General features: G+C 62.5%; 22 protein-coding genes and 1 pseudogene. 8 read left to right on the top strand and 15 right to left on the bottom strand.

Annotated elements, in window-relative coordinates; genetic code table 11:
* Positions 1–17: 17 nt before the first annotated feature.
* Genes QF045_RS13605 through QF045_RS13595 form a run of 3 tightly spaced genes read right to left on the bottom strand, consistent with a single transcriptional unit; the run spans position 18 to position 4,082 of the window.
* On the bottom strand, positions 18–1,337 hold the full coding sequence (locus QF045_RS13605) for an MFS transporter (RefSeq protein ID WP_306492635.1): 1,320 nt from the start codon (positions 1,335–1,337) through the stop codon (positions 18–20).
* 33 nt (positions 1,338–1,370) lie between these two features.
* Positions 1,371–2,900, bottom strand: coding sequence for a class I adenylate-forming enzyme family protein (locus tag QF045_RS13600; RefSeq protein WP_306492634.1), 1,530 nt, complete (start codon positions 2,898–2,900; stop codon positions 1,371–1,373).
* 3 nt (positions 2,901–2,903) lie between these two features.
* The gene (locus tag QF045_RS13595; protein WP_306492633.1) at positions 2,904–4,082 is read right to left on the bottom strand and encodes an acetyl-CoA acetyltransferase; all 1,179 of its coding nucleotides are present in this window, start codon (positions 4,080–4,082) and stop codon (positions 2,904–2,906) included.
* 130 nt (positions 4,083–4,212) lie between these two features.
* Between QF045_RS13595 and QF045_RS13590 the strand changes: the two genes are divergently transcribed.
* On the top strand, positions 4,213–4,785 hold the full coding sequence (locus QF045_RS13590) for a LuxR C-terminal-related transcriptional regulator (RefSeq protein ID WP_124386210.1): 573 nt from the start codon (positions 4,213–4,215) through the stop codon (positions 4,783–4,785).
* 809 nt (positions 4,786–5,594) lie between these two features.
* On the opposite strand, the gene QF045_RS13585 is transcribed toward QF045_RS13590, so the two are convergent.
* Entirely contained in the window at positions 5,595–6,662 is a 1,068-nt protein-coding gene (locus QF045_RS13585; protein WP_306494892.1) for an NAD(P)-dependent alcohol dehydrogenase, read from the bottom strand.
* Positions 6,663–6,809: 147 nt separating this feature from the next.
* Between QF045_RS13585 and QF045_RS13580 the strand changes: the two genes are divergently transcribed.
* From QF045_RS13580 to QF045_RS13570, 3 genes are all read left to right on the top strand, one after another.
* Positions 6,810–7,706 carry a VOC family protein gene (locus tag QF045_RS13580; RefSeq protein WP_306492632.1) on the top strand — a complete coding sequence of 299 codons (897 nt, stop codon included), beginning with the start codon at positions 6,810–6,812 and terminating at the stop codon, positions 7,704–7,706.
* Complete coding sequence (locus tag QF045_RS13575; RefSeq protein ID WP_306492631.1) at positions 7,703–9,094, top strand: alginate export family protein; 1,392 nt, start codon at positions 7,703–7,705, stop codon at positions 9,092–9,094. Before QF045_RS13580 ends, QF045_RS13575 begins: the two co-directional genes overlap by 4 nt.
* A gap of 109 nt (positions 9,095–9,203) precedes the next feature.
* Positions 9,204–10,022: an alpha/beta fold hydrolase gene (locus QF045_RS13570; RefSeq protein WP_306492630.1), complete on the top strand. Its 819-nt coding sequence runs from the start codon at positions 9,204–9,206 to the stop codon at positions 10,020–10,022.
* 155 nt (positions 10,023–10,177) lie between these two features.
* On the opposite strand, the gene QF045_RS13565 is transcribed toward QF045_RS13570, so the two are convergent.
* Positions 10,178–10,564: a DoxX family protein gene (locus QF045_RS13565; protein WP_306492629.1), complete on the bottom strand. Its 387-nt coding sequence runs from the start codon at positions 10,562–10,564 to the stop codon at positions 10,178–10,180.
* 213 nt (positions 10,565–10,777) lie between these two features.
* Between QF045_RS13565 and QF045_RS13560 the strand changes: the two genes are divergently transcribed.
* Positions 10,778–11,776, top strand: coding sequence for an NAD(P)H-quinone oxidoreductase (locus QF045_RS13560; RefSeq protein WP_124386202.1), 999 nt, complete (start codon positions 10,778–10,780; stop codon positions 11,774–11,776).
* A gap of 4 nt (positions 11,777–11,780) precedes the next feature.
* On the opposite strand, the gene QF045_RS13555 is transcribed toward QF045_RS13560, so the two are convergent.
* The 5 genes and pseudogenes from QF045_RS13555 to QF045_RS13535 all read right to left on the bottom strand — a co-directional run bounded on the left by QF045_RS13555 (position 11,781) and on the right by QF045_RS13535 (position 14,946).
* A complete protein-coding gene (locus tag QF045_RS13555) occupies positions 11,781–12,035 on the bottom strand; it encodes a type II toxin-antitoxin system RelE/ParE family toxin (protein WP_306494891.1) in 255 nt (84 codons plus the stop codon).
* Between the two features lie 26 nt (positions 12,036–12,061).
* The gene (locus tag QF045_RS13550) at positions 12,062–12,334 is read right to left on the bottom strand and encodes a CopG family ribbon-helix-helix protein (protein WP_124386200.1); all 273 of its coding nucleotides are present in this window, start codon (positions 12,332–12,334) and stop codon (positions 12,062–12,064) included.
* A gap of 104 nt (positions 12,335–12,438) precedes the next feature.
* Positions 12,439–13,564, bottom strand: a pseudogene (locus QF045_RS13545) (alkene reductase).
* Between the two features lie 78 nt (positions 13,565–13,642).
* Positions 13,643–14,320 (bottom strand): type 1 glutamine amidotransferase domain-containing protein, encoded by a 678-nt coding sequence (locus QF045_RS13540; protein WP_306492628.1) that lies wholly within the window; start codon positions 14,318–14,320, stop codon positions 13,643–13,645.
* Positions 14,317–14,946 (bottom strand): TetR/AcrR family transcriptional regulator, encoded by a 630-nt coding sequence (locus QF045_RS13535; RefSeq protein WP_306492627.1) that lies wholly within the window; start codon positions 14,944–14,946, stop codon positions 14,317–14,319. Before QF045_RS13535 ends, QF045_RS13540 begins: the two co-directional genes overlap by 4 nt.
* Before the next feature lie 174 nt (positions 14,947–15,120).
* On the opposite strand from QF045_RS13535, the gene QF045_RS13530 reads away from it, so the two are divergent.
* Positions 15,121–16,080, top strand: a complete 960-nt coding sequence (locus tag QF045_RS13530; RefSeq protein WP_306492626.1) for a GlxA family transcriptional regulator — start codon at positions 15,121–15,123, stop codon at positions 16,078–16,080.
* Here the strand turns inward: QF045_RS13530 and QF045_RS13525 are convergent.
* On the bottom strand, positions 16,069–16,575 hold the full coding sequence (locus tag QF045_RS13525) for a GNAT family N-acetyltransferase (RefSeq protein ID WP_306492625.1): 507 nt from the start codon (positions 16,573–16,575) through the stop codon (positions 16,069–16,071). The genes QF045_RS13530 and QF045_RS13525 overlap by 12 nt on opposite strands.
* Positions 16,576–16,752: 177 nt before the next feature.
* Here QF045_RS13525 and QF045_RS13520 point away from each other — a divergent pair, with 177 nt between their 5' ends.
* Positions 16,753–17,625, top strand: coding sequence for an undecaprenyl-diphosphate phosphatase (locus QF045_RS13520; RefSeq protein WP_306492624.1), 873 nt, complete (start codon positions 16,753–16,755; stop codon positions 17,623–17,625).
* On the opposite strand, the gene QF045_RS13515 is transcribed toward QF045_RS13520, so the two are convergent.
* The 4 genes from QF045_RS13515 to QF045_RS13500 all read right to left on the bottom strand — a co-directional run bounded on the left by QF045_RS13515 (position 17,565) and on the right by QF045_RS13500 (position 21,164).
* Entirely contained in the window at positions 17,565–18,443 is an 879-nt protein-coding gene (locus tag QF045_RS13515) for a sugar phosphate isomerase/epimerase (protein ID WP_306492623.1), read from the bottom strand. The two genes, QF045_RS13520 and QF045_RS13515, sit on opposite strands and share 61 nt — an antisense overlap.
* A 1-nt stretch (position 18,444) precedes the next feature.
* Positions 18,445–19,644, bottom strand: a complete 1,200-nt coding sequence (locus QF045_RS13510) for an NAD(P)/FAD-dependent oxidoreductase (protein WP_306492622.1) — start codon at positions 19,642–19,644, stop codon at positions 18,445–18,447.
* 2 nt (positions 19,645–19,646) lie between these two features.
* Positions 19,647–19,967 carry a MocE family 2Fe-2S type ferredoxin gene (locus QF045_RS13505; RefSeq protein WP_053128781.1) on the bottom strand — a complete coding sequence of 107 codons (321 nt, stop codon included), beginning with the start codon at positions 19,965–19,967 and terminating at the stop codon, positions 19,647–19,649.
* Between the two features lie 111 nt (positions 19,968–20,078).
* On the bottom strand, positions 20,079–21,164 hold the full coding sequence (locus QF045_RS13500) for a fatty acid desaturase family protein (protein ID WP_306492621.1): 1,086 nt from the start codon (positions 21,162–21,164) through the stop codon (positions 20,079–20,081).
* A 163-nt stretch (positions 21,165–21,327) separates the two neighbouring features.
* Here QF045_RS13500 and QF045_RS13495 point away from each other — a divergent pair, with 163 nt between their 5' ends.
* Positions 21,328–22,377 carry a LacI family DNA-binding transcriptional regulator gene (locus tag QF045_RS13495; RefSeq protein WP_306492620.1) on the top strand — a complete coding sequence of 350 codons (1,050 nt, stop codon included), beginning with the start codon at positions 21,328–21,330 and terminating at the stop codon, positions 22,375–22,377.
* Positions 22,378–23,350 lie beyond the last annotated feature (973 nt).

Below are 23,350 nucleotides of genomic sequence, written 5' to 3'. Positions count from 1 at the left end.
ATGCAACGCCCCACCCGTCAGGCCAATGCCGCCCCCGCAGGCACTGACACCGGAGTGCCGCTGGCCACAAAATCCTCCTTGCGCAGCAGCACCAAGGCGATGAGCGACACCACCCCGGTCGCCACATAGAAGTACCACGGCGAGGTGATGTCGCCGGTCACCTTGATCAGCCAGGTGGAGATCAGCGGCGCGCTGCCCCCGAATACGGCAACCGGCACGTTGTAGGCCACGGCAATCCCGGTGGAACGGATGCGCGTGGGCAGCAGTTCGCTCATCAGTGCGTAGGTGGACGAGGCGTACAGGCCGAACAGGATCGCCACCGCCATCAGTGGCGCGAAGAACTTCGCCGGCGTGGCGGTCGGGGCCATCTTGAACAGCCAGAACATCGCCAGGGTCGCCAATGTGCCGATCACCATCAAAAACGGCTTGCGCCCGTATTTATCAGTGAACGCGCCGCCGAACGGCATGACGAAGGCGGCCGAGAAACTGGCGACGAAGACGTAGAGCAAGGTGGTGCCGCTGTCGAACTTGAGGATCTTGGCCATGTAGGTCGAGGCGAAGGTCAACACCAGGTAGAAGATCGAGCTGTGCAAGGTGATGATGAAAAACACCAGGGCGATGGCGCGCTTCCACTGCCAGACTTCGCGCAGCGGTGCACGAGAGGTTTGCCCGGCGCGCTGCAAGGCGAGGAACTCAGGGCTGTCTTCGAGCTTGAGGCGGATGTACATGGAAATGAAGCCCAGGGGTGCTGCGATCAGGAACGGCACGCGCCAGGCCCATTCCTGCATGACGTCGGTACCCAGCACCCAGGTCATACCGTTGGCCACGGCGCCGCCCAGCAACAGGCCAAGCACGGCCGTGACCATCAGCCAGCAGGTGGCAAAGCCGCGCCGGCCAGGGCCGGCGTACTCGGAAATAAAGCTGGTTACCGTACCGATCTCACCGCCGGCCGAGAAGCCTTGCACACAACGCACCAGGATCAGCAGGATCGGGGCGGCGATGCCCAGGGTGGCGTAGGTCGGCAGCAAGCCCAGCATCACCGTGGAGCCGGTCATCATCACCAGCGCCATGATCAGGGTTTTGCGTCGGCCGATCTTATCCGCCAGCGGGCCGAAGAACAGCCCGCCCAACGGCCGGATGAAGAAGCTCAGGGCGAACGCGGCAAAACTGGCCAGCAGGCTGGTGGTGGGGTCGTCGGAGACGAAAAACGCCTGGCCGATATACACGGCAAGAAAGCCGTAGACGCCGTAGTCGTACCACTCGATCAAGTGGCCGGAGGTGGCACCGAGAAACGCGCGGCGGCGCTTGCGGACGGTGTCTTGCGCGTGATTGCCCATCGAGGGGACTCCTTGTCTGTTTGTCGATCCATGTTAAAGCGCGGCGATAGTCGCTGCTTTCAACCACTGCCGCAAGTCGGTCTTGAGCACCTTGCCGTAGCTGTTCTTGGGCAAATCGCTGCGCCACACGTATTTTTTCGGTTTCTTGAACGACGCCATGCGCGTCAGAAACCACGCCGTAAGATCGCCTTCGTCGAGGGGCTCGCCGCTGCGCGTCACCACGAACGCCACCACCGACTCACCCCATTGCGGGTCCGGCTCGCCCACCACGCACACTTCGAACACCTGCGGATGCTGGGCCAGCACTTCCTCGACTTCACGCGGGTACACATTACTGCCGCCGCTGATGATCACGTCCTTGGAGCGATCCGTGAGGGTCAGGTAGCCGGCGGGGTTGAGAAACCCGATATCGCCCGTGAGCAGCCAGCCATCGACCAGGGTTTGGCCGGTAGCCTGCGGATTGCGCCAATAACCCTGCATCACCGTGGCACCGCGCACCGCGATTTCACCGCGCTCGCCGGTCGGCAGCGGTTGGCGGTGGGTATCCAGGATGCGGATTTCCACGCAGGCCTGCGCATAGCCCACGGACGCCGCCAGGGTCGCCCAGTCGGGGCGTTGGCGGTCGGCGATCAGGTTGCGGGGCAGCACGCTGATGGTCATCGGGCTCTCGCCCTGGCCGTAGATCTGCACCAGGCGGGCGCCGAACGTGTCGACGGCGTCGCGCAAGTCGGCCAGGTACATCGGGCCGCCGCCGTAGACGATGGTCTTGATGCCTTCGCCGGCATAGCCCTGGCGTCGCGCCTGCTCGACCATGCGCTTGACCATGGTGGGCGCGGCAAACAGTGAAACACTGCCCAGCTTGGCCGCCAGGCCAAACAGTTCGGCAGCGTCAAAGCCGTTGGACGCCGGCACCACATGCCGCGCACCGCAGCGTACATGGATGAAGTTGTAGAGCCCGGCGCCATGGGACATCGGCGCGGCGTACAGCGCAGCATCGTCGGCACTCACCGGGTCGACATCGGTGGCGTAACACAACGACATCGCGATCAGGTTGCCATGGGACAGCATCACACCCTTGGAACGTCCGGTGGTGCCGGAGGTGTAGAACAGCCAGGCAAGGTCATGGTCTTGGCGCGGCACCGGTTGCTCCAGGGTCGGCCAGCCCCGGTTCGGCGGCAGCACGTGACCATCGAGCTCGGTGCAGCGCACCGGCAGATCCCGCGATGAAAACACCCGGCCGCCATCGGTAAAGATCAAGCGTGCCTCGGCGTTATCGGCGATCCACGCCGCTTCGGTCGGGTGCAGCTTGGCGTTGATCGGAACCACCACCGCGCCCATCCACCAGATGGCGTAGAGCAACTCCAGGTAGTCGCAGCTGTTTTTCATCAGCACCGCCACCGCATCGCCTGGCTGCAAGCCGTGCTGGTCCACCAGGTGCGCGGCGCGCTGGCGCACATGGGCGGTGAAGGTGGCGTAGTCGGCCACTTGCCGGGAGCCCTCGAACAGGGCCGGGCGTTGCGGATCGCGACGCTGGGTATCGTGCAACCAATTGGCGATGTTCATGGCTCAGTACCGGCGCGCGTGCAGGACCGAGGCGTAGTTGGCCACCGCCATGCCGCCCATGTTGAACACCAGCCCGAACTCCGCATTGGGCACCGCCAGGCCAATCGGCTCGCCGGTCAACTGCCGGAACGCCAGGGCATGCATCGACACACCGGTGGCGCCGACGGGATGGCCCTTGGCCTTGAGCCCGCCGGACAGGTTCACCGGCAAGCGCCCGCCGGCGCGCACCACGCCACTGTCAAGCACACGATGCCCTTCGCCCTTGGGCGCCAGGCCCATGGCTTCATAGATCAGCAATTCGGCGATGGTGAAGCAATCGTGCACCTCGGCGAAGCTCAGGTCCGCCAGGGTCACATTCGCCCCGCGCAGCGCCGAATGAATCGCACGCTGCGGTCCCTCAAATGCCAGGATGTCGCGCTGGGCGATGGGCAAGGTGTCATTGACCTGGGTCATCGCACGGATCTGCACATCGCGGCGGAACGCGCGCGCGCGCTTGGGCGAAGCCAACACAATCGCCGCCGCACCATCGCTGATCAGCGAACAATCGGTGAGGCGCAGCGACTCGGCCACGAAAGGATTGCTCTGGGACACATTGTTGCAGTGTTCGAAATTCATCTCCCGGTGCATCTGCGCCAACGGGTTGGCCATGGCATTGGAGTGGTTCTTGGTGGCAATCGCCGCCATCGAGCCCAGCGGGCAGTGATAGCGCTCGGCGTATTGGCGAGCGGCGCGGCCGAATAACTGCGGGAAACTCAAGCCGGCTTCGGCTGCATCGTTCTGGTAACCGGCACCGGCCAGCGCCTGGGTGACGGCGGCCGTTGAGGTGTGGGTCATTTTCTCCGCCCCCACCACCAGCACCAACTCGGCGCTGCCGGACAAAATTGCATTGACCCCGGCCTGGATCGCCGCCGAACCGGACGCACAGGCGTTCTCACAACGCGTGGCCGGCTTGAAGCGCAACCCTGGGTCGGCCTGCAGCAGCAACGAAGCGGCAAACCCATCGGGCACCAGCCCGGCATTGAAATGGCCAAGGAACAGCGCGTCGATCTGCGACGCATCGAGTGCGGCATCGCTGAGGGCCTCGCGCGTGACCTGGACAATCAGATCCTCCAGCGTGGTGCCTTCCAGGCGACCAAAACGCGAATGACCAGCGGCAACGATAGACACGCAATCAACAGGCATAATCAGTTTCTTCTATTCTTGAACCGGATTTTCCCTACAATGACTCACCTCTGGTCGCGCGCCAATTCGTGTAACTACTTACATGGATAAGTAGTCTGCCAGTGAGTTGAACAACGAGGCAGGATGCCCAATGACCGTGTTTACCCAGCCCCTCCAAGACCTCGAACGCCTGGCGTTCAAGCTGTCCCCCGCTCCGCAGCTGGTCACCAGCAACCGCGTGATGCTCGACTGCAACGACGCGTTCCTCAATCTGTTCGGCTACACCCGCGAGACGCTGCTCAATCAGTTGACCCTGCTGATCTACCCGTCCCAGGCCGACTACCAGGCCATCGGCAAGCGCAGCCATGACTGGTTGCTTGACAGCGACAACGGGTTTTATTCCGACGAGCGTTTTATGCAGCATCGCAACGGCGAGGTGTTCTGGGCCAAGTCCCATGGCTACACACTTACGCCCAGGGATCCGTTCAAGCTGATGATCTGGCATTTCGAGCGGCTGGACCGTACCCATCAGGGCACGGGGGACCTTACGCCGCGGGAGCGGGAAATTGCCATGCATATTGTCAATGGGCTCAAGTCCAAGGAGATTGCGCTGCGGCTGGGGATTTCGCACCGGACGGTGGAGGTGCATCGGGCGCGGTTGATGAGGAAGTTGCAGGCCAAGACGGTGGTGGAGTTGGTGTCCAAGATCATCATGGTGGCCTGATGTTGGATTGGAGTTGATCGGGTACATATCCGTTATTTAGGTAACGGCGGCTTAGGGTTCCGCTCTTACAGCGGGTCACTTTGGAAAAGCCCCAAAGTAACCAAAGGGCCCTTGCCCCACCACTCGGCACCTCGCTCACGCTCGGTGTGCCCGTAATCCGACAGTGATTTGGGGGGCCGCCGCCACGCGCCATCCATGGCGCGGGGCGGCTAAACCGGCGTCCTGCCGGTTTACCCCCCAAATCACTATCGAATTCCGGCCAGCGTGGTTTAACGGGGCGCTTAAGATCAAAAGCAAAAGCAAAGCGAGGCGGCCTTAGAGCCGACCTGATCGGTGGGGGGTGCACGACCGCTCAGCCAATCAATAACCTGTGGCGAGGGAGCTTGCTCCCGCTGGACTGCGTAGCAGTCCCAGTCTTGAAGAGCGAGGGCCGCTTCGCGCGCCTGCGGGAGCAAGCTCCCTCGCCACAGTACGGCGCTGATTCTTGCCTATCTACGATGCGAAGCGAGTCGCTCTTGCTTTTGATCCCGGTCGCCCCGTCAAACCACGCTGGCCGAACGCAGGTTTGAATCCGTGGGTAACCCGGCAGGACGCCGGGTTAGCCGCCCTGCGCCATGGATGGCGCATGGCGGCGGCCCACGGATTCAAGCCTGCGTTCGGGCACACCGAGCCTGGGCGAGGTGCCGAGTGGTGGGGCGAGGACCTTTTGGTTACTTTTGGGTCCCTCCAAAAGTGACCCGCTGTAAGAGCGGAACCCTAAGTAGCCGTTACCGCAGCAACGGATATGTACTCAATCCAACCCAACTGGATCAAGCCACCCGACTCTCCTTCTTCAAACTCTCCATATCAACCACAAACCGATACTTCACATCCCCCTTCAACATCCGCTCATACGCCTCATTAATCCCCTGGATATCAATCATCTCAACATCCGAAACAATCCCATGCTCAGCGCAAAAATCCAGCATCTCCTGAGTCTCCTGAATCCCACCAATCAAAGACCCCGCCAAACTGCGACGCTTGAAGATCAAGTTGAACACCGCAGGCGAAGGATGCGGACTGTCCGGAGCCCCCACCAGCGTCATCGTCCCATCCCGCTTGAGCAAACTGACAAACGCATCAAGATCATGCGGCGCAGCCACCGTGTTGAGAATAAAGTCCAGGCTGTTGACCACCTTGGCCATCTCGTCGGCATTCTTCGACACCACCACCTGATCAGCCCCCAAGCGCAACCCATCCTCACGCTTGTTCGGCGACGTGGTAAACAACGTCACATGCGCCCCCATCGCATGAGCAATCTTCACCGCCATGTGCCCAAGCCCCCCAAGCCCGACCACCCCGACCTTCTTGCCCGGCCCAACCTTCCAGTGGTGCAGCGGCGAATACGTGGTAATCCCGGCACACAGCAGAGGCGCCACCGCCGCCAGGTTCGAGTCGTCGTGGGAAATACGCAGTACGAACTGCTCCTTGACCACAATGTTGTCCGAATAGCCGCCGTAGGTGTTCTCGCCACCGAACAGAGGCCCGTTATAGGTCCCGGTAAAGCCGTTCTCGCAATACTGCTCCTCACCCTCGGCGCAGGACGCGCAGTGCTGGCAGCTGTCGACCATGCAGCCAACGCCCGCCAGGTCACCCACCTTGAATTTCTTCACATTGGCGCCCACTGCCGTCACACGGCCTACAATTTCATGGCCGGGCACCGACGGGTAAAGGGTGTTGTTCCACTCGTTACGGGCCGTGTGCAAGTCTGAATGGCACACGCCGCAATACAGAATGTCGATCTGTACGTCATCCGCGCCGGGGGCGCGGCGCTCGAAAGTAAAGGGTTTGAGCGAATCCTTGGAGTCCCGAGCGGCATAGCTGTAAGTCTTGGCCATTTCGTTCACCTGTGTGATCTGACGGAAGAGTTCGGTGGACATGCCTGGCCGCTGAAACGTTCAACCGAGCACGTCCGTACAATTCCCACTGCCCCCCGCGCCCTAACCTCACGGCTTTCGAACCCGTAGAAGCGCTGGAGAATGGGCATGCGTAACAAAGCAATCAAGATATCCGTGGCATTGACGCTGTTGGCAAGCGCAGTGATGAACAGCGCTTTGGCGGCCACCCCAAGCGTAGCGGTCGCGCCGCAATACGACACCAGCCATGTGTATGTCGCGCCGGCCGATGTCGACCGTTTCGCCCAGAGCTTCCTGGCCACGTTCGGCGGCAAGAGCACGCCCCAGGTGGCGGTGAATGTGCTGCCGGTGCCGAGCAGCACCACCTCGCAATTGCTGCAGACCCCGGCGGGCACGGTTTCGCTGTTCGGCTTTACCACGCCCGTGCCACACCCGTTCGGCCAGGAGCGCAACGGCTATCTGGTCAAGGACATGGACGTGGCCCTCAAGGCGGCGCGGGACAATGGCGCCGATGTGATCGTCAGCGATTTTCCCGACCCCATCGGTCGTGACGCCGTGGTGCAGTGGCCGGGCGGTGTGAACATGCAGCTCTACTGGCACACCAAGACCCCGGATTACGCGGCGTTCGAGACCGTTCCGGAAAACCGCGTGTACGTGTCCAACGACAGCGCCGAGCGCTTTATAAAGGCGTTTCTCGGTTTCTCCCACGGCAAAATCGTGAGCGACGACAAGCACGCCCCTGCGGCCGATGTGGGCCAGGCGAACGGCAATTATCGTCGCGTCGAGATCGAGTCAGCCTTCGGGCGCATGGCGGTGCTGGTCACCAACGGCCAACTGCCCTACCCGTTCGGCCACGACACCACCGGTTATCAGGTCAGCGACCTGGCCGCCACCCTCGGCAAGGCCAACGCTTCCGGGGCCAAGGTGCTGGTGCCGGCGTTCGACAGCAAAGGCCGGCGCAGTGCACTGGTCGAATTCCCCGGCGGTTATGTCGCGGAAATTCACCAGCTCACCGCGGCAAAATGATTCGTCACACAGGCTGGAGCCTGGCCGTGCTGTGGCCGCTGCTCGTCGGTGGCGTCCATGCCGACGATCAACCGAGCCGACCGGCGATCAAGGCCAACCGCTGGCAGGAAGACTGGTCGGTGCTCAAGGATCCGGCGCTGCGCACGCAGCCGCTGGATAACCTCAAGTACATCCCGTTGTCGGGCGCCAACCCGTTCACCTACCTGTCCCTGGGCGCGACCTTGCGCGAGCGCTTCGAGATGAATGACGCCAGCGGTTTCGGCGTGAAGAACGTGGCCCGTGATCGCTACCTGATCCAGCGCTTCCAGGTTCACGCCGACCTGCACTTGAATGAGCACTGGCGCGTGTTCACCCAGCTCGAAGACGTGCGCGCCTATGACAAGACCACCGTCGGTGGCGCCGATCAGAACCGCGTGGATGTGCGCCTGGCCTTTGCCGAGTACGTGAACACCTTCAGCAACGGCACGTTTAAGAGCCGTATCGGCCGTCAGGATTTTGCCTTCGACTTGCAGCGCTTCATTTCGTCACGGGACGGCCCGAATGTGCGGCAGTCGTTCGATGCGTTGTGGGCCGACTGGGAAACGTCGAATTGGCGCTTTATCGGGATTGCCAGCCAACCGGTGCAGTACCAGGACGGCCGGCATTTCGATGACAAGTCCAACAGTGACGCGCGCTTTCACCTGCTGCGGGTCGAGCGTCTGGTGGGCGGTACGAATGAACTGTCGGCCTACTACGGCGTGTATGAGCGCAGCGCGGCGCACTATCTGGACGCTGACGGCGACGAGACGCGTCAGCTGCTGGATGCGCGCCTGGGCGGCGCGGCACAAGGCTTCGACTGGGACATCGAAGCCATGCTGCAACGTGGCTCGGTGGGCAACAAGGCTATCCGCGCCTGGGCCGGCGGCAGCCGCACCGGCTACACCTTCGACAGCCTGGCGTGGAAACCGCGCCTCGGCTTGCAACTGGACATCGCCTCCGGCGACCGCAAAACCGGTGATGGAACCGTGGGCACCTTCAACCCGCTGTTCCCCAACGGCTACTACTTTTCCCTGGCGGGCTATACCGGCTACAGCAACCTGATTCACGTCAAGCCGTCGATCACCATCAAGCCCATCGCCAAGCTCAGCGTGCAAACCGCCGTCGGCTTGTTGTGGCGGCAAACCACCGCAGACGCGGTCTACACCCAGCCCAACCTGCCAGTCGCCGGGACTGCGGGCCAGGGCGAACGCTGGACCGGTGCCTACGGTCAGCTGCGCACCGACTACGCCTTCACCTCGAACCTGACCGGCGCGGTCGAAGCCGTGCACTACGCGGTTGGCCAGACCCTGCGCGATGCCGGCGGGCATGACAGCAATTACCTGGGCGTGGAACTCAAGTTCAGTTGGTAACGCAGGCGAGCACACCGATACAAGCCGGGCGTCGGCTTTTGGCGCAGGCTTTTCTTGATGCACTAAGGCGGATTTTTCACCCACTCGTTCATGCACAAAGGAGTTTCAGATGAGCACATTCGTTGCAAAAGACGGTACCCAGATCTATTTCAAGGACTGGGGTAGCGGCAAGCCCGTGCTGTTCAGCCACGGCTGGCCGCTGGATGCCGATATGTGGGAATACCAGATGGAATACCTGAGCAGCCGCGGCTTTCGCACCATTGCGTTCGACCGCCGAGGCTTTGGTCGCTCGGACCAGCCGTGGACTGGCAACGACTACGACACCTTCGCCGACGATATCGCCCAGTTGATCGAACACCTGGACCTCAAGGACGTGACCCTGGTGGGCTTCTCCATGGGCGGCGGTGATGTGGCCCGCTACATCGCGCGCCATGGCAGCGCACGGGTCGCCGGGCTGGTACTGCTCGGTGCGGTGACGCCGATCTTCGGCCAGAAACCCGACTACCCACAGGGCGTGCCCAACGACGTATTCGACGGCATCAAGGCTGGCCTGCTCAAGGACCGTGCGCAATTCATCAGCGATTTCAACACGCCGTTCTTCGGTATCAACCAGGGCCAGACAGTCTCGGAGGGTGTGCTCACCCAGACCCTGCAGATCGCGCTGCAAGCCTCGCTCAAATCCACCGTGGACTGCGTGACCGCTTTCTCCCAGACCGACTTCCGCCCGGACATGGCCAAGATCGACGTGCCGACCCTGGTCATCCACGGTGACGGCGACCAGATCGTGCCGTTCGAAACCACCGGCAAGGTTGCCGCCCAGATGATCAAGGGCGCCGAACTGAAGGTGTACAAGGACGCGCCGCACGGGTTTGCCGTGACCCACGCCCAAGCGCTCAATGAAGACCTGCTGGCGTTCCTGAACCGCTGAGTAATCCCTGTAGGAGCGAGCTTGCTCGCGAAAAACGCCCAGGCAACGCGTTCATTCTGGATAAACGCGGCGGCTCTGAGTTCTTCGCGAGCAAGCTCGCTCCTACAAAAAAAGCCCTGGATGACTGGCATCAGGGTTTGCCCGGCCTTTTTAATTCAGGCCAATCGCCGCCCCAGCCGCAGACTCCCCGGCCCCGCGATCAGGAGGCTGCTGAAGATGATCATCAACAGCCAGCCAAACTGCCCTTCGAACAGCGTCCACTCTGGATGCACCACCAGCAGCGCGATCACCAGCACCGCCAGGATCGGCAGGCAGGCCAGGCGCACCCACATTCCCGCGATGATCAACAGCGGGCACAGCACCTCGGCAAATATCGCCAGCAGCAAGGTAACCGACGCCCCCAAGTGAAACGGGTCTTCGATCAGCTTCAGTTGCTCGCTGTAGTGCAGCAGTTTCGGCAAACCGTGCACCCACAGCAGAAACAGCGCCCCGCTGACCCGCAGAAACAACAGCCCGATATCTTGATTTCTTGCTTCGCTCATACGCCACCTGTGTCCGTCAACATGACCGGCTGCCAGTGTGGCGCTGGCCGCGACGGCGGGCTTGCAGGTGTGTGCTGTCCTTACGCGGTCGACGCTGACAAACCTGTGCGGTAGGGTGCAGCTAAACGTTGCCTGCTCGGGCATCATCTGGCTGAACCGTCCACCGCTCGCCACGGTCCCAACCCATACGCTCATTGCTACAGGAACCCATTCATGACCTTGCCACAAGAAATGACCCTGATCGAAATCACCGCCCCTGGCGGCCCCGACGTGCTGCAACCGCGTCGCGCCGACGTACCGGTGGCCGGCCCGGGCGAGATCCTGATTCGCGTGCATGCGGCCGGGGTCAACCGCCCCGACGCCCTGCAACGGGCCGGCAAGTACCCGATGAAACCCGGCATGAGCCCGATTCCAGGCCTGGAAGTGGCCGGTGAAGTGGTCGCACTGGGCGAAGGCGTGGATCAATACGCGCTCGGCGACAAGGTCTGCGCCCTGACCAATGGCGGCGGCTATGCACAGTTCTGCGCAGTGCCGGCCAGCCAGGCGTTGCCGATTCCCGAAGGCATGGACTGGATTCAAGCCGCTGCCGTGCCGGAAACCTTTTTCACCGTCTGGGCCAACCTGTTCGGTCTCGGCGGCGCCTGTAACGGCGAACGCGCCCTGATCCACGGCGGCACCAGCGGCATCGGTACCACCGCCTTGATGCTCTGCCAGGAATTCGGTATCCAGGCGTTTGCCACCGCCGGCAGCGCCGAGAAATGCGCGGCGATTGCCAAGCTCGGGGCGCAGCCGATCAATTACCGTGAACAGGATTTTGCCGAGGTCATCGCCGAGCAAACCGCCGGCCAAGGCGTCGATGTGATCCTCGACATCATGGGTGCCTCGTACCTCAACAACAACCTCAAGGCGCTGGGCATGGACGGCCACCTGGTAATGCTGGGCTTCCTGGGTGGCGGCAAGGCCAATGATGTCGACCTGCTGACCATTCTCGGCAAACGCGCGGTGATCACAGGTTCGCTCTTGCGCGCCCGCACCCGCGAAGAAAAGGCCGCGATAGCCGATCAATTGCGTGAACATGTATGGCCGGTGTTGAGCGAAGGGCGCTGCCTGCCGATCATCGACAAGGTGTATGAATACACCGACGCCGCCCAGGCGCACGCGCGGATGGAAGGTGGCGATCATATCGGCAAGATTGTGTTGCGGGTGGAGTGAAGGGTCAGTATCCGGCTTCCCGTTGGTGCCGAAAGGCCAAGACCACAACCGCTGAATCCGCAGGGATGAAGCGGTATAACGCAACATAACCGGCGTCCCCGAAGGCGATCACAAGCTCACGCAACTCGGGGGATGGCTCATAGGGCCGGCCGACATCAGGGTCGGACTCCAGACGCAACAGTTGCGTGTTGATCGTCTGGGCGGCCCTGCGGGCGACCTGCGGGTCTTTCTCCATCAGGAAATGCCGACAGCGCTCCAACCCTGTCAGCGCCGTTGCGGTGATTATCAGTCGTGGCACTTGGGCGGCTCCGAAGCGTGCTCCGTACCCCAGGTATCAAGCCAGGCTCGCGTCTCGGAGCCGCTCAAGTGCAACCCCGTTTCCTGATAGTTTTTCCAGGACGACAACGCTTCCTGCTTGAAGCTCTCACGCGCCTCCTCTCGCTCGACATACTGAGAGAGCGCTTCGCGCATGATCCAATGCGCGGTACGCTGCCGCGCACCGGCCAACAGCTGAATGCGCTGCTTCAACTCATCGTCAATTTTTATAGACGTGGCCATCGTGCGACCCCTCCGTTATTCAAAGGTATTACCTTTTGATACGGTAGCAAGTGCGACTTTACCTGTCTATTTCCATGACCCGCATCTGACGAGCTGCACGGGGTCTATGGCTGAATGTAAGTCGGGTAATCTACGTACCCCGCCTCCGTCCCGCCATACAGCCCATCAGCCTTCAGTGCATTCAACGGCCAGCCATTGAACAGCCGCTGCGGCAGGTCCGGGTTGGCAATGAACGGGCGACCGAAGGCAATCAGGTCGGCCAGCCCCGCGTCGACCAACTGTGCGCCACGTTCGGCGGTGTAGCGGCCGGCATAAAGGATGCGCCCACTGAAGGTGCTGCGCACGGCCTGGCGGAAGCTGTCGGGCAGGACGGGGGCATTGTCCCAGTCGGCTTCGGCGATGGAGACGTAAGCGATACCCGACTGTTCCAGCACTTTGATCGCTTCGATGTAGGTGTGGTGCGGGTCTTCTTCCACCAGGCCGATGTACACCCGCTCCTGATCGGTGCCGCTGAACAACGGTGAAAAACGCACGCCCACACGCTCAGGGCCCACTACGCGGCAGACGGCCTCGACGATCTCGCGCAAAAAGCGCAGGCGGTTTTCCAGGGACCCGCCGTATTCATCCTCACGCTGGTTGGAATGGGCCGAGATGAACTGGTTGACCAGGTAACCATTGGCCGAATGAATCTCCACCCCGTCGAAGCCTGCGTCCAACGCATTGCGCGCCGCTTGTGCGTAATGGCCGACCAGTTCCTCGATCTCCAGCACCGTCAGGGCGCGGGGTACCGGCGGTTGCTTGAGTTCGCCGACGCCCGGCGCGGTTTCGATGAACGCCTTCGCCTGCAGGGCCTGGATTGCCGACGGGGCGACCGGCGCGGCGCCGTCGGGTTGCAAGGCGTTATGGGACACGCGGCCCACATGCCACAACTGGGCGAAGATCACGCCGCCTTCGGCATGCACCGCCTCGGTGACCTTGCGCCAGCCGTTGATCTGCGCCGGCGTGTAGATCCCCGGTGTCCACGCATAACCCTGGCCACGCGGCTCGATCTGGGTGCCCTCGCTGACCATGAAACCGGCACTGGCGCGTTGACGGTAATACTCAGCCATCAAGTCGGTGGCGATATCGCCGGGTTTGGGCGCTGCGCTGGCGCGTGAGGGGCGGCAGCACGACGCGATTGTTCAAGGTGTGATGCCCCAGTTTTACTGGAGTGTTCAATGAATGAGCCATGGGTATATTCCAAATTCAGGACGAGCGAAAACACTGGCGACTCTTGCGAGCCGCCAACGCATCAATCGGTTGTTTAAGTTAAGCGGTGAGTTTGAGCAGGGCCTTGGCTACGTCGCTGGAACTGCCAGGGTTCTGCCCCGTCACCAGCAAGCCATCGACAATCACGAAAGACTGCCAGTCGGCGCCCTTCTCGTACGTGCCGCCCAGTTTCTTGAATTCATCTTCAATCAGGAAGGGCACCACCTCGGTCAATTCCACCGCGGCTTCTTCCGAGTTGGAGAACCCGGTGACGCGACGGCCCTTGATCAGTGGCGCGCCGTTGACCGCCTTGACGTGACGCAGGGCGCCCGGTGCGTGGCAGACAAACCCGATAGGCTTGCCGGCGCGCTCGAACGATTCGATCAGCGCGATGGACACCGGCGACTCGGCCAGGTCCCACAGCGGGCCGTGGCCCCCTGGGTAGAACACGGTGTCGAAGTCGGCGGCGTTGACCGACTCCAGTTTCACCGTGGTCGCCAGGGCCTGCTGCGCGGCCGGGTCAGCGGCGAAGCGCCGGGTCTGTTCGGTCTGGAAGTTTGGCTGATCGCTGACCGGATCCAGCGGCGGCTGGCCACCGGCCGGCGATGCCAGCACGATATCGGCGCCGGCGTCCTTGAACGCGTAATAGGGAGCGGCAAACTCTTCGAGCCAGAAGCCGGTCTTGCGGCCGGTATCGCCAAGCTGGTCGTGAGAGGTCAGTACCATTAATACTTTCATTTTCCAGTGCCTCGATCGTTGTGATTAGCGGGATATTCAGGCTGGCCCAGCAACTGCCGGGTCAGCCCCAGCGCCTCGTCGAACGGCGCGGTGGTACGGTTGATCTTGCCCATGACGCTGGTCCCCAGCCACAACGCATACAGGCGTCGGGCCAGGCTTTGCGGGTCTTGCTCGATACTCAGCGAACCCTCTTGCACACCCTGGCGCAGGGCCGTGGCAAGCAAATCGATGGTGCGTGACGTACCGCGCTGCAATGCCAGGCGCATCGGCTCTGAAAGGTCTGACACCTCGGCGCCGAGTTTGACGGCAAGGCATTTGCCGGTATCGGTGCAGCCGGTGTGGTTGTCGATCCAGGCCTGCCAGTAGCGCATCAGCTTGGTGTAGCAGGACACATCCGCCTGGCTGAACAATTGCTCCATGCCATGTACGTAGTTATCGAAGTAGGTATCGAGCAGCACCACACCGAAAGCGTCCTTGGAAGCGAAGTAGTGATAGAACGAACCCTTCGGCACGGCGGCGGCTTGAAGTATTTCGTTCAAGCCCACCGCGGAAAATCCCTTGGCGCCCACAATCGCTTGCGCGCTTTCAAGGATGGTCTGTCGTGCACTTCTGATTTGGCTGTTCATGCTTGGCCTCCTGACGATTAGACCAGTCGTCTAGTTCGTTGGAGGAATGTTAGGGCCGCGCTCGCTGGCTCACAATGTCAGATGCGCAAGGATTCCGGCCATCGGCCAAAGGCAGTTGCCGTTTACCGGGCACGCGCCGACAATCCACCCTCCCGCGCCCCTTGGAGAATGACAATGCACAGCGTTGCGCTGATGGTGTACCCGAACTTCCAGTCGTTGAGCCTCAGCCTGGGTTCGGTGTTCGAGTGCGCCAACCTGTTGCGGGGCGAGCCGGCCTATGAGTTTCACCTGGTGTCGGAAAGCGGCGGCGCGGTGATGACGTCCCAGGGCTTTTCGGTGAACACCTCGCCGATTCGGCCGCAGGGTTATGACACGCTGATCGTCAGCGGCTACCTGGAGTTTCGCCTGCCGGAAGCCAATCTGCTGGAGATGGTCAAGGCCGCCTCCGCGCAATCGCGCCGCGTGGCCTCGCTGTGCATGGGCATTTTCGTGCTGGCCGAAGCCGGCTTGCTGGAAGGTAAACGCACCACCACCCACTGGATCCACGCGCCGGCGTTTCGCAAACGCTACCCGCATATCCATCTGGAGGAAGACAAGTTATTCGTGGTCGACGGCCAGGTGTGGACCGGCGCCGGCATGAGCGCCGGGGTCGACCTGGCGCTGGCCATGGTGGAGAACGACCTGGGCAGCGACCTGGCCCGGCGCATTGCACGCAAGCTGGTGATCGCACAACGGCGCGGCAGCGAGCAATCGCAACTGTCGGCCTTGCTGGAACTGGACCCCAAGTCCGACCGCGTACAACTGGCCCTGGCCTACGCCCGTGAAAATCTCACCCACGACCTGTCGGTGGAAGCCCTGGCCGACGTCGCCCGCCTCAGCCCGCGTCAGTTCAGCCGGGTGTTTCGCGAAGAAACCGGGCAGACGCCCGCCAAGGCCATCGAGGCCCTGCGCGTGGAAGCCGCACGCGCGATGATGGAAACCAGTCGCCACCCGGTCGAAGTGGTGGCCCGCGAAACCGGCTTTGGTGATCGCGAGCGCATGCGCCAGGCGTTTCTGCGGGCGTTCGGGCAACCGCCACAGGCGATGCAGCAGGTGTTGTTCAGTCCGCCTCAGGCCAGCCGGTCAATGCAGTGAAGCGTGGGTCACCAGGTAGCTGACCAAGCTCGGCTCATCCTCGAGTTCCAGCATCTGCACCGGGCGCGGCAGGTTATCCAGCACCGTGCGCCAGAACGCCTGGGACACTTCGTCCTGATCATAGAAACGCACCAGCCAATTGGCCTCTGCGCTGCACAGCACCTGGGTGGCGATGGCGCGGCCGATGCCTTTGCGGCGGTAGCGCTTGAGGATGAACAGGTCGGCCAGTTCCAAGGCATCGATGCCGGGCAGTTCGCTGCCTTCGATCAGCAGGAAACCGGCGATATAGCCGTCCACCAATAACAGGTTGGCGCTCCACTGCGGGTCTTGCCAGTAACGGGTCAGGTGTCCGTCGTGGATATAGAAACGGCCATCGGCCTCGACGTCTTCCTGTTCCCAGTCGGAGGATTCATAGGCGTAGTACTGGTAGAGATTGCGGATCAGCTCGGCGTGTTCAGGGCCGGTCTGGATCAATTCGACGGTGGTTTCAGGCATGGGGCTCTCGGTGAAAAAACGCAGGGCGCCATTGTTCACAAATCCACTGGCCAGGCCAATACATCGTCCAACCTTTCTATTGGCTGAACCGATTGCAGATAGCCGCAGCCCTGCCCGAAATTCTGAAACATTTAGAATAAACTTCGCCGGCTCTCTCTTTTTGCAAGGACATCTATCTTGACTAACGTCTGCTCCGCCGGCCTGGATGTGGGTTTCGCCTCCCTGGATTACCTGCAGATTTTTATCCTGGGCGTGATCCAGGGCATCACCGAGCTGCTGCCGGTTTCGTCCACCGCCCACATGCGCGTGGTCCCTGCCCTGCTCGGCTGGCAGGATCCGGGCTCGGCGTTTTCGGCGGCGATGCAATTGGCGGCGCTGGCAGCGGTGGTGAGCTACTTCTGGCGCGACGTGCATCAAGTGACCACCGGCAGCATCAGTGCCGTGCGCCGGGGTGACTACAACGACCGCTGGTTCAAGCTGGCGGTGGCGATCGTGCTGGCGACTATTCCGATCTGCATTGCCGGCCTGGCGCTGTCTTCGACCTTGAATACCTGCAACTCGCCCCTGCGCGGCTTGATGGTGATCGGTATCGCCTGCGTGGTGATGGCGGTGTTGCTGGCAGCGGCTGAGCTGCGCGCACGCCACACCCGCGAGGTGAGCCAAATGCGTTTGCGTGATGCGCTGATCGTGGGCATCGCGCAGATTGGCGCGTTGATTCCCGGGGTGTCGCGTTCGGGCTCGACCTTGACCGCCGCGCTGTTCCTCAACTTCAAGCGCGAAGAAGCGGCGCGGTTTTCATTTCTGCTGGGCCTGCCCGCCATCGCCCTCGCCGGCATGAAAGAACTGTGGGTGTTGCTGCACGCCGACATGCCCGCCCATGCCTGGCCACACTTGATCTTCGGCCTGGTGGTGGCGAGCATCTCGGCGTTCTTCGCGATCTGGGGCCTGATGAAGTTTCTGGAACGCTTCTCCACCTGGCCGTTCGTGATCTACCGCGCGGTATTGGGCGTGTTTTTGATTGTGGCGGTCAGCACCGGGTTGCTGTCCTGATCGCTTAAGCACTGCTGCCACAGGCTGCGAACCAGGCGCTTCATTGTCAGCGCCTGCGCCCAGCGGTCACTGAGTTCTCGGCCATCCGCGTCGGTGATCGCATAAGGCGGCGGGCCGAGTTCGCAGGTGAAGGGCAGGCTTTGCGGGGTGTCGGGACGGGCCAGCCAGTCCTCGATCCCGTAGCGCCACCAACCGATAAAACGCTCTACCCAGGCTTGATGTTGCACGAAATCCAGCGACACCTGCACCTGCTCGCTGCTCGCCACACGGCCATGAAACCCCCAGCTGTGGCGCAGAATCGTGCGTATCTGCTCGTCATCCTCAGCGGCGCCGGGCTCGGGCAATTCGCGTCCGACCACGTAATGGGACAGGTCCGCCAGCAGTTTCAGGTCGGGCATCTGCGCCAGCAGGTCGAGGGTAAACAGCAGGTCACTGGTCAGGCGATAACGGTGGGTTTCCAGCAGGATCGGGAACTCTACCTGCTCGGCCAGGCGTTGCCAGCCTTCGACCATGCGGGCCGCCTCGGTCTGGCTACGCGGCCGCACGTCGGCTTGCAGGGTGAGGTGATGGCAGCCGTAGCGGCTGATCACGTCCAGGGCCCGCGCCAGGTCATCCACCGACTGCGGAAACAGTTGGCCTTCGATCTGCAAGCCACGCTCGGCGGTGGCCGTGTGCAGGCGAGCGACCTCGGCGGCCTTCCAGTAGTGATCGGTGACGCCATCGAAACCGGCGGCGACGATGCGATCCAGTTGCGCTTCGAGCGGACCCGGTTCGGTTTGCATGGCCCACAAGGATTGGAATACCAGTAATTGGCGCATGTCAGCCTCGCAGCCAGTGTTTAAGGGAGACCGCCGGATCCGCCAAGTCAGCCGTCGACAACGCAACACGTGCGAGTATCAGGCGTTCGCACAGCTTGATGTCCTTGGCCACGCTGTTGCCCGGCGCCCAACCGCAGGCGCCTTGCAAATAACCGTCGGCATCGAGGTAGAACAGCAGCACGCCGCCCTGGGGCAAGGCGCGGCTGAGCATCCTCGGCGTCATCACACCCACCGTCTGCAAGCCCCAGTCATACTGGTCGGACCAGAAACCCGGTACAGCGTCGAAAGGCAATGCTCGACCCAGCAGGTTCAACGCGGCATGTCGCCCCTGAGCCTCGGCGTTGCGCCAGGTTTCCTGACGCTGATAGACGCCGCCCAGCCGGAACTCGCAGACATCCCCCGCCGCGTAGATATTCGCCGCACTGGTGCGCAGGTACTCATCAACGCGAATGCCCTGCCCGACTTCCAGCCCGGCCGCGGCGGCCAGTTCGACGTTCGGCTGCATGCCGATGCCGACCACCACTAAATCACAGGGCAGCGTTTGCCCATCCACCAGTTGCACGGAATCGGCATGGATGCACTCGACGGCGACGTTCAAGCGCACATCCACGCCCTGCTCGCGGTGCACCTTCAGCAATGCTTCGCTGATGATCGGCGGCAGTACCCTGCCCGCCAGGCGCGGCCCGGCTTCCAGCACCGTTACCACGCAGCCCAGGCCACGCGCGGTCGCCGCCACTTCCAGGCCGATAAACCCACCGCCGACCACCACCAGCCGGGTGCCGGCGCGCAACGTTGCGCGCAGGGCCAATGCTTCGTCGTGAGTGCGCAGGTACAGCACGTTGGCCTGGGCCTGCGGCAAACGCCGCGCCCGACCGCCAGTGGCCAATACCACACCGGCATAGTCCAGCCAGCGGCCGTCGGCCAGCTGCAGCTGCTGGTGCTGCGGCACCAGCCGGCTGACCGCATTGCCGGCGATATGCTCGATGCCCAGCTCGGCCAGCCGCGCGCTGTCGCACAGGCTGCACCCGGCCAGGTCCAGGCTGCCTTGCAACAGGGCCTTGGACAGCGGCGGTCGTTCGTAGGGGACGTGTGGTTCGTCGCCGATCAGGATCAGTCGACCGTCGTAACCCTCTTCGCGCAGGGTCAACGCCGCGCGGCCACCGGCATGGCCGGCGCCGACGATAATCAGGGGCGCGCTCATCATCAAGCCGTGACAGCGAGCAGCACTCGCCCCGCTTCGACCCGTACCGGGTAGGTTTTCAGGTTGACGCAGACCGGCGCGCCCAGGGCCTTGCCGGAGCGGTAATCGAAGCGCCCGTTGTGCTTGGGGCATTCGATCACATGGTCCATGACCAGGCCGTCGGCCAGGTGGATCTTCTCGTGGGTGCACAGGCCCGCAGTGGCGAAAAACTCATTGTCGGCTGAGCGGAACACCGCATAGGTGTGGGCGCCGTGGTCGAAGCGCAGCACGTCTTCTTCGTCTATTTCGCCCACGGCGCAGACGTCGATCCATTGATCGTTCATGACTTTTCTCCAGGTGAATAACGTCCCTTGTGGCGAGCGAGCTTGCTCGCGCTGAGCTGCGAAGCGGCCCCAGGGTCGCGATTGAGGGTTATCTGAAAAGACTGCGTGAGGTTATTGGGGCTGCTGCGCAGCCCAGTGCGAGCAAGCTCGCTCGCCACTCTGGGTGGGGCGCTGGACGAAATAGGACGGGTCGCTGCGCTGTTTCCACAGGGTTGGCAGGATTTCCTTGTAGGCCTCGAACAGGTTGGCGTACGGCGGCGGGCAGTCGCCGCGGATTTCTTCGTGCAGCTGTTCGAGCGCGTGGTACGGCACCATCGGGTACATGTGGTGTTCGAGGTGGTAGTTCATGTCCATGTAGATAAAGCGCAGCACGCGGTTCATGTAAATGGTGCGGCAGTTGCTGCGGTGGTCGAGCACATCTTCGGCCAGGCCCACGTGCTGGGTAAGGCCGAACAGGTAGCCCAGCCAGGCGCCATACACGCTCGGCAGCCCCACCAGCATCAGCGGCAACCAGCTGTGCAGGTACAAGGCAGTGCCGATGACCAACGCATAGATGCCCACCCAGATACGTGCAGCGCGAAACACCTTGGGCCATTCGGATTCGGGAATGAAGTCCTGCTCCTGGGCGCTCATCCGGCCGATGGCATGGCGGGCCACGCCACTGAAGGTCTTCCAGGCCAGGGGCAGGTTGAACAGGCTCAGGAACATCATCCAGAAGCTTGGCGGACGCGGCTCGACGATCTCCGGGTCACGGCCGACGACGATGGTATCGGTGTGATGCCGGGCATGGCTCCAGCGCCATACATGGGGTTCGAACAGGCACATGAAACACGCCACCGGGTACAGCGCGTCATTCATCCAGCGGGTCTTGAACGCCGTGCCATGGCCGGTTTCGTGCCAGCGCGGGTTGGAGGCGGTGCCGTAGAGCACGCCATAGGCCAGGAAGAACGGCACACAGGCCCAGGAACCCCAGAACCAGTAGCCGCCAAAGCCGGTGACGAACAACGCCGTGAACCAGATCGCCGTGTCCAGCAGCGCCGGGCCGTCACGGCGCTGCATCAGTTCCTTCATGCGTTTGCGCGGGATCGGCGACTGGTACCAACGGGCCGAGACCAGGCCTTTTTCGGCGGCGCGGGCGGCTTCGGGGCCGGTCAGGCTGTAATCGCGCCGGGCGCGGTGAGCGGTGTGTTCAGGCATTGTTATTGTTCTCCGCAAGCGTGGGGGTTACAGGGGCTTTGCGAGACCAACGATAGAGTGCGGCTAAATCAGCCTCAAGGCCTTGAATCCATTCCCTATCAAGCTATCATCCAGGCCCAGCGGGGCTTGATAGTTTTCTATCAAGACGCTCAAGGGGCTTGCCATGAACACCAGTAAACGCCCGACCATCGCCACCGTCGCCGCCCAGGCGGGCCTCAGCGTGGCCACCGTCGACCGCGTGTTGAACGCCCGCGCGCCGGTCAACCCGGACACCGCCGAACACGTGTTCCAGGCCGCCGAGGCAGTCGGTTATTTCGCCGCGCGGCTGATCGGCCAGCGCATCCGCGAACGGCGTCCGACCTACCGTTTCGGCATTCTCCTGCTGGGCACCGCCCAGGCGTTCTACGCCAACCTGGCCCAGTCGATCAGCACGGCGGCGCAGCATCACGCCAGCGCCAACCTGAGCTGCCAGTTCGAGTACATCGTCGACCGCACACCCAGCGCCATCGTCGCGCAGATCGAGCAACTGGCCGTGCAGTGCGACGCCCTGGCGGTGGTCAGCTTCGCCCATCCGTTGATCAATGCCTGCCTGGCGCACATCCGCCAGGCCGGGGTGCCGGTGGTGGCGCTGCTCTCGGATATTCACGAACAGGCCGCCGAACCTTATGTGGGCCAGGATAACCAGGTCGTCGGCCGCACCATGGGTTGGCTGTTGGCGCGCACGTGCGGTGCGCGCAAAGGCAGCGTGGGCATTCTGCTGGGCGGGCATCGCTTTCTCGGCCACCAGGCGCGGGTCGAAGGTTTGCACAGCTACCTGGCCGAACACGCACCGGGGCTCAAGCCGTTGGAACCGCTGATCAACCTGGACAACTGCGACATCACCGAAGAAGCCACCCTCGACCTGCTCAGCCGCCACACCGACCTGCGCGGGCTCTGTGTGGTGGGCGGTGGCGGTGACGGCGTGATCAACGCCCTGGCGCAACTGCCCAAGCGCCCGGCGTTGTGCGCCATTTTGCAGGAGTCCACCGACCTGTCGCGCCAGGCGTTGAGCCAGGGATTGATCGACGTGGTGATGGATTCCCAGCCGCGCCAGACGGCCGTGGCCCTGATCGAGCTGCTGGTGCAGTTGCAGACTGAAGAGACCTTCGAACCTGCGCGACACCGGGTGCATATCCCGCCGCAGATCGTGACTTCGGAAAATATGGGCACCTGAGGGGATCGAAGGTAGGAGTTGACGAGCTTTAGCGAGGCTACGAAGGCGGCGGTACTGCTGGCATTTGTGTTGCCTGACCCACCGCCATCGCAGCCTCGCTAAAGCTCGACAGCTCCCACAGGGGATTGTCGGGGTTGGTTGGATTTGGGTTCACAAGCCAGGCACCGCACTCACAGCCAACACAGACCGAATGTGGAAGTTGTCGAGCCCGAGCGAGGCTACGGAGGCGGCGGTACTGCTGGCATTTGTGTTGCCTGACCCACCGCCATCGCAGCCTCGCTAAAGCTCGACAGCTCCCACAGGGGATTGTCGGGGTTGGTTGGATTTGGGTTCACAAGCCAGGCACCGCACTCACGGCCAACGCAGATCAAATGTGAGAGTTGTCGAGCCCCGGCGAGGCTACGAAAGCGGCGGTAATGCTGGCATTTGTGTCGCCTGACCCACCGCTATCGCAGCCTCGCTAAAGCTCGACAGCTCCCACAGGGGATTGTCGGTGTTGCTTGGATTTTGGCTCGAAAGCCGGACACCGCACTCACGGCCAACGCAGATCAAATGTGGGAGTTGTCGAGCCCCGGCGAGGCTACGAAGGCGGCGGTATTGCTGGCACTTGTGTTGCCTGACCCACCGCTATCGCAGCCTCGCTAAAGCTCGACAGCTCCCACAGAGGATTGTCGGTGTTGCTTGGATTTGGGTTCGCAAGCCGGACACCGCATTCACAGCCAACGCAGATCAAATGTGGGAGTTGTCGAGCCCCGGCGAGGCTACGAAGGCGGCGGTATTGCTGGCACTTGTGTTGCCTGACCCACCGCTATCGCAGCCTCGCTAAAGCTCGACAGCTCCCACAGGGGATTGTCGGTGTTGCTTGGATTTTGGCTCGAAAGCCGGGCACCGCACTCACAGCCAACGCAGATCAAATGTGGGAGTTGTCGAGCCCCGGCGAGGCTACGAAGGCGGCGGTACTGCTGGCATTTGT

It is taken from the genome of Pseudomonas sp. W4I3, from assembly GCF_030816195.1.
In the GTDB taxonomy this organism is placed as follows: domain Bacteria; phylum Pseudomonadota; class Gammaproteobacteria; order Pseudomonadales; family Pseudomonadaceae; genus Aquipseudomonas.
This window is presented reverse-complemented; position numbering and strand designations above follow the sequence as displayed.